The sequence below is a fragment of the Peptostreptococcus russellii genome (genome assembly GCF_003012055.1).
Taxonomy (GTDB): Bacteria; Bacillota; Clostridia; order Peptostreptococcales; family Peptostreptococcaceae; genus Peptostreptococcus; species Peptostreptococcus russellii.
In genome coordinates this window covers 82,735-96,799 of sequence record NZ_JYGE01000003.1, presented here as the reverse complement: position 1 = coordinate 96,799, position 14,065 = coordinate 82,735, and the positions used below count along the sequence as shown (strand labels likewise).

Genomic DNA, 14,065 nt, shown 5'->3' with positions numbered 1-14,065 from the left:
ATCCAAATTCTCTACTAGAAGATCCAGATGATTCTATTTATCTTTTTATTTTATTTATACAGCTCATCTAGAAGCTGTCTTGCTGATTCCTTGATTCCTTCACCTGAACCACTTATTCCTAACTGAGTATAAATTTCTCCCACCTTTATATTAGTCTTAAACAATTGTTCAAAAACTTCATCTATCAATGGCTCTGCTAGTTCTTGTTTTTGCTGTGGTCCAAATGGATTTGCAAAGTATGTTTTACTTATGCCCTTTTCATCAGTAGTTCCTAAGGCTCTTCTTTTTCCTTCTACAAATACTGACTTAGCCTCTTTTGAATTTTCAAAGTAGTGAAGCCCAATCTTATCATCATAATTATTTGCATATAAGAACATATCGACCTTTGTTCCTCTGGTAATATCTTTATATGTAGATACTGGTATTATTACTCTTGCATTTGTAGTTTCTGGATTAAAGAATATACTTCTATCCATATCTCTATAAGCTGCACCACTCTCTAGGTCATCAAGTCTAACAAAGGCTCCTATCTCTGTTCCCTTTGCATATACCTGACCATCTTCTATATAGAAACTTCCCATATCATCAAATACAATATCCATATCTCTTATTGAATCTTCAGATATTATCCTCAAAGCCTCTATCGTTTCAGATTTACCAGCACCTGAGTCCCCTAGAAATGCTACATTTTTAATACTTCCATTATTCAGTGTAATGCTTACCATTGCACCATGTATAGGAAGTTTCTTTTTCTTTAACATAGATGCATTATGAAGTGTTAGACAAGTCTTTTTTATATAACCAAAATATTCAGCTTTTTTATCATATGCAACCTGCCCCACGAATATATCTTCATATCTATCATAGAAGAACTTGCATCCAGGTGTATCTGTTGTCATACCGAACAGACAAATTAAATCTGGTTTTTGATACCTTATCTCATCTTCGTTTGCTAGTTCAAATAAATTTGCTAGTGACACTCCGCTCGCTATAAAATCCTTATGGAAATATATATACGCTAAACTTTCCCCTATCTTAGCAGGGTAGCAAAACCAATTTTCTGGGCTTTCATTAAAGTTTCTCATGGGGTGTTCGAATATTTCGTCAAATCCACCTTCTCTTTTATTTGAAGCTGGATGAACCAATAAAGGTGAACGAAGCATTATTGTATCTATAAATGGTATTGCAGATAACTTTTTGTAAGTTTCACCAGTAGGCCAGTCAATTTTATTTAATAAAATACATGCATTTGATCCTGGATTTAGTTGCCTATATACTTTATTTGCATGTCCCTGAACCTTTTCACCTATTGTTCTATAGAAATTTAATACCAAATTATTGTAGTGGTTGTCTATATCCATAAATCTTTTTGATGTTAATGCACTATCATTTAATTCAATAACACTGAATTTTAATCTACTTCTAAAAAAAGTATATATATCTTCAAAAGTTTTTAGGAATAAATCAGTATCATCAAGATATTCATCTTCAATATCTTTTAAATCAAATATTAATAATTTCTTTAAACAATCTATATAATCAGAAGCTGCCTGATATACAGACTTATCTCTTAAAATATATTCTGCAATTTTTCCATTTCTTTTTCTTATAACAGATATATATTCTAATATTATTTCATCCATTTCTCTACTATTTGCCAACTCAAATATATCCTTAAAGTAGGTATTCTTGTAGTTAATTATAATAGGACTCTTACTTCCTTCGCCATAGTTTACCATAATGTCACTCCTTTTATTTTTTCGAACAAAATTTTCAATTAAATAAATATAGTTCGCTATTATTATTTTATATATCTTCTATATTACCATACAGCTCTATTTTTGTATATAAAAATATGTTATTCACAAAATATAAGCTTAAAAATCAAACGTTTTCACCCACAAAAGTTCATCTAACCATTTTTATATTAAATATAATATCCCTTAAAAAACAAACTCTTTTCGTAAAAATACATAAAAAAACAAAAGGACACTCTACATGAGTATCCTTTTATTAAAAAAATTATTTTATTATATTTTCAATAGTCTTTCAGAATTTTTCTGTAAATTCTGAAACATTTCTTCCTTGCTCATATTCTTTAATAGTGATATTTCTTCACACACAACTTCTAAACTTCGTCTTATATCTTCTGCCCTATAATCCTTTTTAAATAACCATTCTAATGCTTCTATTCCATCAGTTTCTAATAGTAAGCGGTCTATCGGTGCTCTTTTTACAAGACTTCTAATATTTTCATCTATCAAGATAGCTGGTCCTACTGTAAAGTAGCATCCCTTATCAATAAATTCTTTTATATAATCTTTACAGCTATACCAATGTACAATAAAATCCAAATCATAATCTTTAATTATTTCATAGATTCTTTTTTCCATTGATTTTGTATGAAGAATCACTGCTTTATTATATTTTTTGGCTAGATTCAAACTTTCTCTAAATACCTTTTCTTGTATATCAAAAGAAACATCACACCAACAACCATCCATACCGACTTCTCCCACTAGTGGAACCTTTTTTATTATCTCTTCATATACATCGCTAATATCCTTTTCATATTTCCATGAATCATGCGGGTGTATACCTATGCTCATAAAAGGTCTTATTTCTTCAAAACTTCTATTATTTTTAATGGTTTCAAACATTTTATTTATTTTTTTGAATTCATCTGCATTTTGACAGTTTATTACTGGTATAACATTACTTTCGTAATACTTTTCAATAGTTTCTAAATCGGCAATATGCGTATGAAAATCATAAATTTTTTTATTTTTCATAAAGATCACTTCTTTCAAAATCACACTATTCTTTAATTATATTAAGCTCTTTTAATTTTTCTTCTATAAGATCTAAATTTTCTTCTGAATTAGCCTCTATTGTATGACTATGCTTATCTTTTGTAAGGACACTTAGAGGTACATTATCTTGATTATTGATATCTGAAATAAACTTTTCAACATCTAATCTATTTGAAACGTTCAAATCTACTCTTATTTCGCCATATATAGGATGATTTACTATTACATCTAAAGCCTTGCCGCCATAATCAACTATTGTATTCAATTCATCTCTCATAGATTTTTCATCATGACTTACATTTATAACTCTAATATGTTGACTTGATTGATTTAATATATAGCCTCTATTTGTGGAAATTATCTCTATATCCTCAGCTCTCAATAGAGCTATATCCCCGACTATAATCTGTCTACTAACCCCAAAATATTCTGCAAGCAAAGATGCTGATAAAGGCTTGTCTGCCTGTTTAAGCTTTTCTAAAATTTTCTTTCTTCTATCTTTTGTCGACACACACTCACCTCATTTCGACAGTTTTATTCTAGTATTTATATACATTATATAATGTATATAAAATCTTTACAATATTTATGATTATTTTAATCATTTTCAAATCTCAATTTTTCATTTATATAATTATCTGTAAAAAAATAAAGAAAATATTAAAGCTTATTTCTATGCTAATATTTTCCCTATTATCATATTACTTAAATTAATCAATTCATATTTCATAGATATCTATATCTAGTCTAATAATTGTTCTAAATAAAAACCTATTATATGTGAAAATCTATCTAGATTTTTAATATATGCAAAATCTTTACCATATATTTTTTTTTCAGCCTCTAGATCTTCATCTTCTCCTGTAAATACTCCCAACACATTATTTGACCTCATTTTTGCATTAAACACTTCTTGAGCCGTATCTTTTATTGCTTCTTCACCTTCATAATCTTCGCCGTCAACTTTCATAAAGCCCACTGTTCCAAGATCTATCTTATCATTAGGTTTTCCATCACTCAAAACTATAAGAACCTTATTATCTTCTTCTAGAGTCTCCATCTGTTTAGATAGAAACTTAATAGCAAGTCCATCTCTATTACTTCCAGAAGCTTTGTAGTTGAAAATTCTTTTGTTTGCTGATTGACTTTCCCTATAATCTCTATACTCAGTCATCACCAAGAAATTAAAAAAATTACAAAACCCAAACACTCTTGTCGGTATCTTCAAGGAAGTCAATGCCTCTGCTATAATATATGCTTGAGCTGAAACAAGTTCCTCTCTTTCTATCTGAGATGCAGATGAATCTAGCAATATATCTACAGATAAAGACCCCAATTCATCTTTATTAACCTTTTTAAATATTTTTTCATCACCTAATATTTTGTTTTTCCATATTTGAGATACTACTAATTCACCGCTTCTAGTTAGTTCAGCTGAGTCATCATCTTCTAAAAATATCTTTTTTCTTAGAATTTCTTTCAACTCATTAATAGATCTTCTAAATATCAATTCATTGTCTTTATAGTACTCTATATTTTTTTCTCTTTGGCTCTTAATTGAATTTGCAAAGTATTTATCGTATTTACCTTCAATAAAATTTCCTTTTGTAAAATGAAACTTTATTCCTTGATGAATATCTGTGCAAAGCTTACTTTCAATAAAATTCGTTAAATTCTCAGGATATATTGATTCACCATATCTAGCAAGTAGCATATCTTTTATTTTATCGTTTGAAGCCCTACTACTAGCTGTTAGATTAGACTTTAATCTCTCATCTTCCATTTTTATGTCATCTGAAATCTGTCCAGTAAACTCTGCTGACTCAACCGAAAACATTCCTATTCCATCTGTATCCTTAGCTTTATCAATATGCTTTTTCTTCATTTTAAAGTTCAGTCTCGAAGTTCTTTCTTTTTCTTTGGCTTTTTTCTTGCTTTTATCTTTATCCTTATCATCTTTTTTAAAGTCTTTATCATCATCTTTTGATTTTTCTCGTCTTACATTTTGATAGAAAAATTTTAAAAAAGCACCGTTTAAAACATTAATCAGTTCATCTGTTAACTCTTCTCTTAAAAAATCTATCATTTCAGATTCATCTTCATTTAAATCTAGAGTATTTACTTTTCTTTTAGAGTCTTGAAGTTTTATAGCCTTTGATAAAGAGTCCGCTAGTTTAGTTAATTTTGCAGTCCTTCTTCTTAAATACATAGATAACTCTTCAGCTACAGCTCTGCCTTGAACAAATTTATAGTCTAACAAAGAATAATATACATATTCAATCTCTTCTTCTACACTTAATTTTTTTAGGAAATCCTCCCTATACTTTTCTTCTAAAAAAGTATATTTATCTGATATTTTATCTAAAAACTTTTTCTTGTAGTCATATGCTCCTGCTCTTTCTTCAAGCAATATATCAGAAAAAACATCATCTAAAAATATTTCCACTAGCTTTAGATATTCATCTTTTAATTCAGTTTTTTCCATACATATGGACATAAAATCTAAAAATTTATCCATATTGATTAATTTATACACACAACCTAATAACATCATCTTATAGTAATCCATATCATAATCACCATAGTCATCAAATAAATTAAGTATTGGTATATATGAATAATCTTCAGATACAGTCCATACAACATTTTCTTTTCTTAGCTTGTTATCCATTAATTATCACCCAATTCTCTAACTTATTTTATAAAAAGATCCTCAGACTTAACATCATCTCTAAGAAGTGAATTTATAACGTCTCTAACTATATCTTTTTCATATTGATCAAAAGTCTTATTTACTATTCCCATCTCCAAAGCAGATTTTATATCTAATCCCTTCTTCATTGTTTCAATACTAGAAAATAAACCTCTCAAATCTATCGCTTTTGATGATATCTCTGCATTTAAAGATTTTTTCTGTAAATCCATAAATAATCTAACAAATATATCAAGATAATCCTTTTTCAAGGCAAATTCATTTTCTAAAATCATCTTAAAGTTTTCTTCAGTGATAGTAGGCATATCTATAACCATAAACCTAGAAATCAATGCTTCATTCAATTCTTTAGTTCCTATATAACCATAATTCATAGTTCCTATAAATCTAGTTGCTTCATGCATATCTATTCTTTCATAGCCTGGAACATCTATAACTCTTCTATAGTCTAGTGCCGAATAAATAACCGATAAAGAATCATTCTTAGCCATATTTATTTCATCAAATACTGCAAATCCTCCCGATTCGGCTGCATTATAGACTGGACCTTTTCTTAGTTTAACTTCACCATCTATAAATGTATCACTTCCCAAAAGACTACTGCTATCTGAATTTATATTCATAGATATATTCCACATAGGTCTATTAAATATCATTGCCAGATTTTCAGCAAGTACATTCTTACCTGTTGCCTTAGGTCCTGATAGCAATATATTGTAACCAGCTAATAATGCAGCAATCGACTTACTCCAAACCTCTTTACCGTAATACTTATATCTTGGATTAGGAACTCTATCAAGTAAAGAATCCTCCAACTTATAATATTTTCTGAAATCTTCTAATTCTTTTAATAGTTTTTCTGAAACTCCTTGTTCTCTTAAAAATTCTTTCATAATATCAGGGGCGAGATTTTATACTTAATCTCCCCTCCTCCTTTCAAATATTCTTTTTTATAAATTATCCCGATCTATCTTATTTAAAATAATAGAAAATACTCATCATTTTAATTGAATTGAATTATCATTATCATAGTATTATACCCAAATTTAAGCTCTATAATTAGCTTATATATGATTAGTAATATAATTTTGCACAAACTTTATTATATACAAAAGCAATAGCAAAATCAACAAATAAAAAGTGTAGATATATATCTACACTTTTTATTTATTGGCATATTAGTATTTTAATTTTATAAAATTCAATATATTCTCACAAATTCTATCTTTACTTTCTAAATCTTTATCTTTGTTTTAAGTTATATTTTAAATAATATATTTAAGAATTAAATTTTCAAATTCTAGTTAAACTATTTTTGTAAGCTCTTATAAAGTAATAGAAAAAGCCTACTTCCTATAAAATTTATACTTCAATCTATTCATAAGGGAATTTCCAGTATTTTTTTCATCTACATCTAAAATTTCACTTAGAACATGCTTAATATTTACACCTTCACTTTTAAAAAATCCTGTGCATGTAGAGCAGTATGTATATACTTTTTCATCTTTTGCCTGAGATTTTATGTCTATTCTAAATCCCTTTGATACTTCTGCTTCTTTTACAGATGCACATCCACCAGCACCACAACACTGTTCATTTAATTTTTCAATTTTACCATCAATCATAAAAGGAGTAATCTTTTCTAGTAACTCTTCTGTCTCTCTATCTGGACAAGGTCTAAACATAAGAGCTTCTCTATCCAACTTTTTACCTATTCCTAGGTCATTTAATAGAGTGTATATATCTATCATTTCTACGTCCAACTTACCTTTTAGGTAATAATAACAGTTCGGACAAACCATAATCAATCTACTTATATTTTTTTCTTTAAGATTTTTATTTATCTTTTCTATTATTTTCTCGGCATCATCCTTTAAACCGAGTTCATAAATTGGCTTTCCACAACAATCAAAAATAACACCAATCTCATTTTCATCCATTATTTCTATCAATTTATTTGCTGTATTAGGAGTATATGATAAAAAGTTACATCCAGTAAATATAGCTGTATTTACTTCGTTCTCTTTTTCACTTTTTACTGCACTTTTATAGTTTTTAAATATATAGTTTTTCTTTTCGAATACAATTCCGCCATATCCCTTATCAGAAAGTTTTCCATTGTTCTTTTTAACAGTTTCATCTCTAAGTTTTTGAGCTATCTCTCTGCCATCTATATCTTTTGGGCATACAATCTTACATTTACCACACATAAAACAATTATATGCAAGGTCCTCTCTTTCTTCAAAAGCCATCAAATCTAAATCATATTTTTTTAGAAAATCACAATTTTTTTTACATCTATTACAGTGTATACATTCTTTTGAAATCATTTTATCCATTTTTTCTCCTTAGCTATAAAATAAAATCCCCATAGTTATGGGGATTTATTATCCGAATAAAATTCGAAATATCTAACTATAATTAACTTTCTTTGATTATAGTATTTTCAATTAGCATCTATTACTTAGCGATTTCTTTCAGATTTCTTTGAAACATATTTACCTAAGACTACAGATACAACTGTAAGAATCACTACAAATACTATAGACATTATAAACTCTGGCGATTTCACGTCCAAAATTTTATCACCTACATTTAGGAAAATTACAGTTCCTGGGAATATACCTATCAAAGTTGCCAAAAAGTAATTACTAAATCTTATTTTTGTAAGACCTGATACATAATTTATTACATTATATGGCATAATAGGTATCAATCTGCATATAAGAACTATCAAAAATCCTTCTTTTCCATCTGCACTTTGGAATCTATCCCACCATTTATCTGGCAGTTTATCTTCAAGATACTTGCTCACCATATCTTTTGCTAGTATATTTGCTAAAAGAAACATTAGACTACTATTTACCATAGCTCCAATAAGAGTATAAATCGTTCCATCCACAAGACCAAATGATAAGCCACCAGCTAAAGCAAGCACTGGTACTGGAAAGAAAAATATAGGTAAAATAGCCCAAACAAATATATAAGCTATTGGAGCCATTACTCCAAATCCAGAAACCCAATCTCTAATACTTTGAGCTGTAATGCCCTGTAAAAAGACCTTGTATATTAATATAAATACTATAATCATAGAGATTATAAGAATTTTTTGTTTTAATTTTTTTGACATAATATAACCTTTTCTGTATTATAAAATCTCACCATAGATTTACACATAAATATATAAAAGCAAGAGTAAAAATTGCTTCAATTTCTTTATTTATCTATACTACTTTGACTTGCTTCAGCTTCCTTTACTGCCTTATGCTTATCATCGTATACTTTTTTCATAATACCTATTACTATTGATAGTGCAAACAATACCAAAAGACCTATAAATAACTTCTGTGCACCACCTGTAAGTGATCCTCCAACATAAGAATAAACCAAAGTCGCTGGTAACTGTCCTATTCCAGTAGCTATAAAGAATGACCAGAAACTCATATTTGTAAGTCCTGCTGCATAGCTGACAAAGTCAAATGAAACAAAAGGTAGTAATCTACAAACTAATATTGTATATTTACCATATCTTTCAAAAAATACATCTATGCCTTCCATTGCCCCTCTGCTTGTAAGCTTTTCAACAACATCTCTTCCTAATGCTCTTGCTATAAAGAAACAAAGTGCAGCACCTGCCATAGCTGATGACCATGATAAAAGAGCACCCTTTACCCAACCAAATATTGATGCATTTGCTAATGTTATTAAAAATGCTGGTATTGGAGCTGCTACTGACTGTAAAATCATCAGTATAAATGATATAACCGCTGCCATACTTCCATATGATCTAATATACTCTATTACCGCGTGAGTATCCAACTGAGAAAGTATTGCAAAAGCATGATTTATAGTATTATTTACCTTAGGACTAACAAAATATATTCCTAGAGATAAAACTATTAAAGCTAAAGCAATTATTCTCTGCTTCTTTCTCCTACTCTTTATCTTAGCGATTTCTTCTGGCGTTTTTTCCTCTCTCAAGTCACTCAATTTCTTTTCTTCTGACTTTTTTGCTTTTCTTTCTTCCTTAGTTAATACAGTTTGATATTTTTTAAGTGTAGCCACTATATATATATTTACTGCATTAACTATTATAAATCCTATTATGAATCCTATTTTTATATTGCTTACAGGCACATCTAAATTTAAGCTTTCCTTTGTTATATATAATATATTAACCAATCTACCTGTTGCAAGTGAAATTGCTAATACAAGTCCTTCAAAAATAAAGAACAAATATCTAAAATTAATTCTATTATAGGCTATTCCAAGCATTATTCCAAAGCCTACTGATATATACATGACTAAATTTAACCCCACCATCATCTCTAGACTAACACTGAAAAATAATAGCGTACACAACAAATATCCCAAAGCCATACCTGTTGTAGTATAGTAAAACAATGATCTTAACTTCTTCAATTCAACACTTCCTTTCTAATTTCTTCCTACTATAAAACCATAGCCTAAAGACTATGGTTTATAAATTATTTTGATATGCTATAAATAGTTGCTACATATGTTCCATCTTCTGGCAATACATCTGCATTCCCTGTGAAAGTTACTTCATTTCTCTTTTCCACAGCACCATAAGTATAGGCAGCATTTGATACTATGCCTACTGGACAACTGTCTAAACAAGTAAGACAACCTGTCTTTTTATTTTTAGCTCTCTCTAAGTTTCCACCAAATTTGAAGTCGATCTTTTTTCCATTACTGTCTTTTATAACTTCATTAACATCATAAGTCTTATCTGCACCTGCCCAAGTTACTTCCATTTTTATTGGAGAACCTTCAACAGTTGTTTCTGTTGCGTTTTCTGGAGTCATATTATTTCCTGCTTCTGCCCCTATATCAAGCAGCCCTTGTAAAAAATCTTCTGGAGTTCCATAAGATGTAAATACTGACTTTGTTCCATTTGAACCTTCACTAAAAACTGAAGCATGACGAGTAGCTTCATTGAAATACTTCCCATTAACCTTAGTCAATACTGTTACTGTCTTTGCTTCCTTATCAACCTTAATTGGTTGATCTAGAGATACACCTGCTATCTCATCTGCAGCCTTTTTTTGTTCTTGTTTTTGTGAGCTTGAACTGTCAACAGTCTTTTCCTGACCACAACCTACAGCAGCTACTAAAGACAAGCATAATACCCCTGCTAATACCTTTTTATTTATTTTCATTACAAAGCGCCTCCTAATAATTTATATCTTTTGTAATTATATCATAAATAAAAAGTAATAAAACGTTTTTTATTTATTAAATACTTATTAAGTCAAAAATAAAATATATAAAGCCACACCTATAGTTTTTATCTATAGATATGGCTTATACTATTGCAATTTTATTGTTTTTAGATTTTAAATTAAATATTTTTACTACTTTCTTCTTGATATTTTTTATATATTTTTTTGTTTAATTCTTTACTCACTTGGAAATAAAAGACTTGGATACTCTTATATGCTTTACTAACTACTTTTGAATTATGTTTTTTATTTCCTATTTTTAACTATTGTGCTTCCTATATTTATTTCCCTCATAAATATACCTCACTATACAATTATGATCGATTTTTATTTTGATGATTATCTTTATCATAATATCTATACATATCTTTCTCAGTAGATTTATAGTTGATCTAAGTGTATAAAACCACCCTCTAAGAAACTTATAAATTATATAGTCTTATATTTTTATAAATCTATGGAAGCTACAGTAAATCTATAAATTATTGATTGAAAAATAATACTTTGTATTTACATTTGTTTTAATAACTTTATTAAAAATTTTAAACTAATTCTTTAACTTCTATGTATATACATTCTAGATTCGTGATCCTCTCCATCACCTTGAACCATACATAGAAATTCCCAGCCATATCTTTCATAAAAAGAAATGTGCTCTGTCAGCAAGTATAATACATCTACTCCTCTATTTTTCATATCACTAGCAACAAATTCGAGCATATCTCCAGCAATTCTTTTGCATCTATACTCTTCTTCTACATACACTGCACATACATTAGGTGATAGATCTTTTCTATCATGGAAGTCATTTTCTATTACTCCTATGCCAGCTATTATTTCACCATTCTCTAAAACAATATACCATTGAGTAGTAGATGAATTTTCATCAATGCACTGTTCTATACTTTCAAGATATGCCTCTATAGGAACATCCCATTTTTCATGAAACCATTGAGCGGCTCTTAATTTCATTTCGGGATGATCATATAATCTAACAATTTCATAGTCCATTTATTTTCCCCCTTTAATTTTATCTATTAACTGATATTTTAGTATCAATAATTATTCACATTTTTTCTTATTTTTATATATTGACATTTCTAATACTAAAGTTTTAAAAATTTTAGTATTAGATGAAAAGTTATTTAAATTAACCTTTTAATAAATTTGAGTACAAAATTATTTTATATATTTTTTATAAAAACTAAATTTAAAATAATTTTATTTTTAAATTGCACCACCATGGTAGCAATAATATATATCTGCCTTTATATCCTTTAGTTTTTTTAGTGACTCTTCAGCTTTTTCTAAGTCTAAAGTAAAATATGGATTTGCTATAACTAACTTACCATCCTCTACCACTGCTGCATCACCAGTTACAACTGAGTTACTCTCTTCCAAATATAGTGATATATGTCCTGGCATATGACCTGGAGTAGCTATTATTCTGCATCCGCCTGCCCAATCAAAATAATCTCCATCTTTTACTTTTATATCTACGTCAACTGGCATAACTTTCTTTAAGGACTCACAAAACTGCCTTCCAAATTCCTTTTCCTCTTCAGGCATTTCATTTAACATCTCCTCAGCCTGTATTAACCTCAAAGATTTTTTGTTTTGTGATATATAATCACTTTCTATTTCACTTGAAACAACCTCTATATTTGGATACTTCTCCTTTAACTCATATAAAGCACCGATATGATCATCATCGTGATGAGTGATCAGAACCTTTGTCAAAGAATTTGGATCTATTCCCTCACGAAACATTGCCTCTTCTATAAGTGGTAAAAGTCCCGTATAAGCACAATCTACTAGAACTGTGTCTTTCTCACTAATTAAAACTACTGGATTAAGAATCTTAAATTCATCTCCATACTGAAAAACTATATCTAACATTATTATTTTATTCATATTTTATATCTCCCTACTTCTTAACTATCAAGGCTACACTTTCTATATGAACGCTATGAGGAAACATATCAACAGGCTGAATTTCCCTGCATATAAATCCCTTTGCATCAAGATACTTCAGGTCTCTAGCCAAAGTAGATGGGTTACAACTCACATATACTATTCTCTCTGGCTCCATCTCTACTATTGTATCTAAGACCTTTTCATCGCATCCCTTTCTTGGAGGATCTACAACTACAACATTAGCAGTTTTTCCATCTTTATATAATTTTGGAACCACTTCTTCTGCTTTACCCACGAAAAACTCTGCGTTTTCTATTCCATTCAGCTTTGCATTTTTATTTGCGTCATTTATGGCATCTTCCACTATCTCTACACCATATACTTTCTTTGCTTTTTCTGCTAAAAATAGAGATATTGTGCCTATTCCACAGTAGATATCAAATACTGTATCTTCCTTAGATAAATTTGCATATTCAAGTGCTTTATTATACAAAACTTCTGTTTGAACTGGATTTACTTGGAAAAATGATAATGGACTTATCTCAAACTTTAATTCTCCTATGTTATCAATTATTTTTCCGTCTCCATATATATTTATATTTTTTCTTCCTAAAACAACATTCGTTTTTTTATCATTTATATTTACAACTAATGTTTTAAAACCATCTATATTCATTTTTAGTGATTCAACTAATTTATCTAAATTTGCTATATTTTTTTTACTTGCAACCAATACTACCATCACTTCTCCAGTAGTATAGCCTACCTTTGTCACTATATGTCTAAGTAAGCCTTTATTAGTTTTTTCATCATAAATACTTATATTATTTTCTTCTATAAACTCTCTTACTATTTCTATTACCTTGTCACTTTTTTCATGTTGAATTACGCATTTATCCATATCTATTACATCATGACTTTTCTTTTTATAAAATCCAATCTTTAATTTTCCATCTATCTTCTGAACTGGAAATTGTGCTTTATTTCTATATCTAAAAGGCTCTTCCATTCCTATTGCGTTATGTATCAGTATATTGTCTAGCTCTCCAATTCTCTTCATATCCTGTCTTACTTCATCAGTTTTTATTTCTAACTGTTTTTTATAATCAAGCTCTTGAATCTGGCATCCTCCACAGTTTCTGTACTTCATAGAACATACTCTTTCAACCCTAAAATCAGACTCTTTTTTTATCTTAGATATTACACCTTCAGCATATTTTTTCTTAGATTTCGTAATTTTGACATCTACTATTTCTCCTGGAAGAGCAGAATCTACAAATACAGTAAAGCCATTATGCTTTCCTATTCCAACTCCACCTTGACCTATATCTACTATTTCACACTCATGTTTTTTACCTTTTTCAAGCATTTTTGCA

At 29.1% G+C, this 14,065-nt stretch carries 12 protein-coding genes; all 12 read right to left on the bottom strand.

The window, feature by feature from the left end; all coding sequences use genetic code 11:
* Positions 1-50: 50 nt before the first annotated feature.
* Entirely contained in the window at positions 51-1,739 is a 1,689-nt protein-coding gene (locus UF10_RS02550) for a phosphoenolpyruvate carboxykinase (protein ID WP_106776253.1), read from the bottom strand.
* 291 nt (positions 1,740-2,030) lie between these two features.
* Positions 2,031-2,792: a TatD family hydrolase gene (locus UF10_RS02545; RefSeq protein WP_106776252.1), complete on the bottom strand. Its 762-nt coding sequence runs from the start codon at positions 2,790-2,792 to the stop codon at positions 2,031-2,033.
* 25 nt (positions 2,793-2,817) lie between these two features.
* Positions 2,818-3,324 (bottom strand): transcription repressor NadR, encoded by a 507-nt coding sequence (locus UF10_RS02540; protein WP_106776251.1) that lies wholly within the window; start codon positions 3,322-3,324, stop codon positions 2,818-2,820.
* Positions 3,325-3,555: 231 nt separating this feature from the next.
* Positions 3,556-5,484 carry a vWA domain-containing protein gene (locus UF10_RS02535; RefSeq protein WP_106776250.1) on the bottom strand — a complete coding sequence of 643 codons (1,929 nt, stop codon included), beginning with the start codon at positions 5,482-5,484 and terminating at the stop codon, positions 3,556-3,558.
* A gap of 23 nt (positions 5,485-5,507) precedes the next feature.
* Entirely contained in the window at positions 5,508-6,419 is a 912-nt protein-coding gene (locus UF10_RS02530) for an AAA family ATPase (protein WP_106776249.1), read from the bottom strand.
* Between the two features lie 453 nt (positions 6,420-6,872).
* Positions 6,873-7,865 carry a (Fe-S)-binding protein gene (locus UF10_RS02525; protein ID WP_106776248.1) on the bottom strand — a complete coding sequence of 331 codons (993 nt, stop codon included), beginning with the start codon at positions 7,863-7,865 and terminating at the stop codon, positions 6,873-6,875.
* Between the two features lie 125 nt (positions 7,866-7,990).
* The gene (locus tag UF10_RS02520; RefSeq protein ID WP_106776247.1) at positions 7,991-8,656 is read right to left on the bottom strand and encodes a TVP38/TMEM64 family protein; all 666 of its coding nucleotides are present in this window, start codon (positions 8,654-8,656) and stop codon (positions 7,991-7,993) included.
* Between the two features lie 86 nt (positions 8,657-8,742).
* Entirely contained in the window at positions 8,743-9,948 is a 1,206-nt protein-coding gene (locus UF10_RS09485; RefSeq protein ID WP_106776246.1) for a TVP38/TMEM64 family protein, read from the bottom strand.
* 65 nt (positions 9,949-10,013) lie between these two features.
* Complete coding sequence (locus UF10_RS02510) at positions 10,014-10,709, bottom strand: YdjY domain-containing protein (protein ID WP_106776245.1); 696 nt, start codon at positions 10,707-10,709, stop codon at positions 10,014-10,016.
* A 618-nt stretch (positions 10,710-11,327) separates the two neighbouring features.
* Positions 11,328-11,783 carry a GNAT family N-acetyltransferase gene (locus UF10_RS02505; protein WP_106776244.1) on the bottom strand — a complete coding sequence of 152 codons (456 nt, stop codon included), beginning with the start codon at positions 11,781-11,783 and terminating at the stop codon, positions 11,328-11,330.
* Positions 11,784-11,999: 216 nt separating this feature from the next.
* Positions 12,000-12,686, bottom strand: coding sequence for an MBL fold metallo-hydrolase (locus tag UF10_RS02500; RefSeq protein WP_106776243.1), 687 nt, complete (start codon positions 12,684-12,686; stop codon positions 12,000-12,002).
* A 13-nt stretch (positions 12,687-12,699) separates the two neighbouring features.
* Positions 12,700-14,058 carry a 23S rRNA (uracil(1939)-C(5))-methyltransferase RlmD gene (gene rlmD / locus UF10_RS02495; protein ID WP_106776737.1) on the bottom strand — a complete coding sequence of 453 codons (1,359 nt, stop codon included), beginning with the start codon at positions 14,056-14,058 and terminating at the stop codon, positions 12,700-12,702.
* Positions 14,059-14,065: the final 7 nt, after the last annotated feature.

Coding starts and splice junctions, on each gene's coding strand:
- UF10_RS02550 (WP_106776253.1), bottom strand. CDS start 1,739: ATGGTAAACTATGGCGAAGGAAGTAAGAGTCCTATTATAATTAACTAC.
- UF10_RS02545 (WP_106776252.1), bottom strand. CDS start 2,792: ATGAAAAATAAAAAAATTTATGATTTTCATACGCATATTGCCGATTTA.
- UF10_RS02535 (WP_106776250.1), bottom strand. CDS start 5,484: ATGGATAACAAGCTAAGAAAAGAAAATGTTGTATGGACTGTATCTGAA.
- UF10_RS02530 (WP_106776249.1), bottom strand. CDS start 6,419: ATGAAAGAATTTTTAAGAGAACAAGGAGTTTCAGAAAAACTATTAAAA.
- UF10_RS02525 (WP_106776248.1), bottom strand. CDS start 7,865: ATGGATAAAATGATTTCAAAAGAATGTATACACTGTAATAGATGTAAA.
- UF10_RS02520 (WP_106776247.1), bottom strand. CDS start 8,656: ATGTCAAAAAAATTAAAACAAAAAATTCTTATAATCTCTATGATTATA.
- UF10_RS02510 (WP_106776245.1), bottom strand. CDS start 10,709: ATGAAAATAAATAAAAAGGTATTAGCAGGGGTATTATGCTTGTCTTTA.
- UF10_RS02505 (WP_106776244.1), bottom strand. CDS start 11,783: ATGGACTATGAAATTGTTAGATTATATGATCATCCCGAAATGAAATTA.
- UF10_RS02500 (WP_106776243.1), bottom strand. CDS start 12,686: ATGAATAAAATAATAATGTTAGATATAGTTTTTCAGTATGGAGATGAA.
- rlmD (WP_106776737.1), bottom strand. CDS start 14,058: ATGCTTGAAAAAGGTAAAAAACATGAGTGTGAAATAGTAGATATAGGT.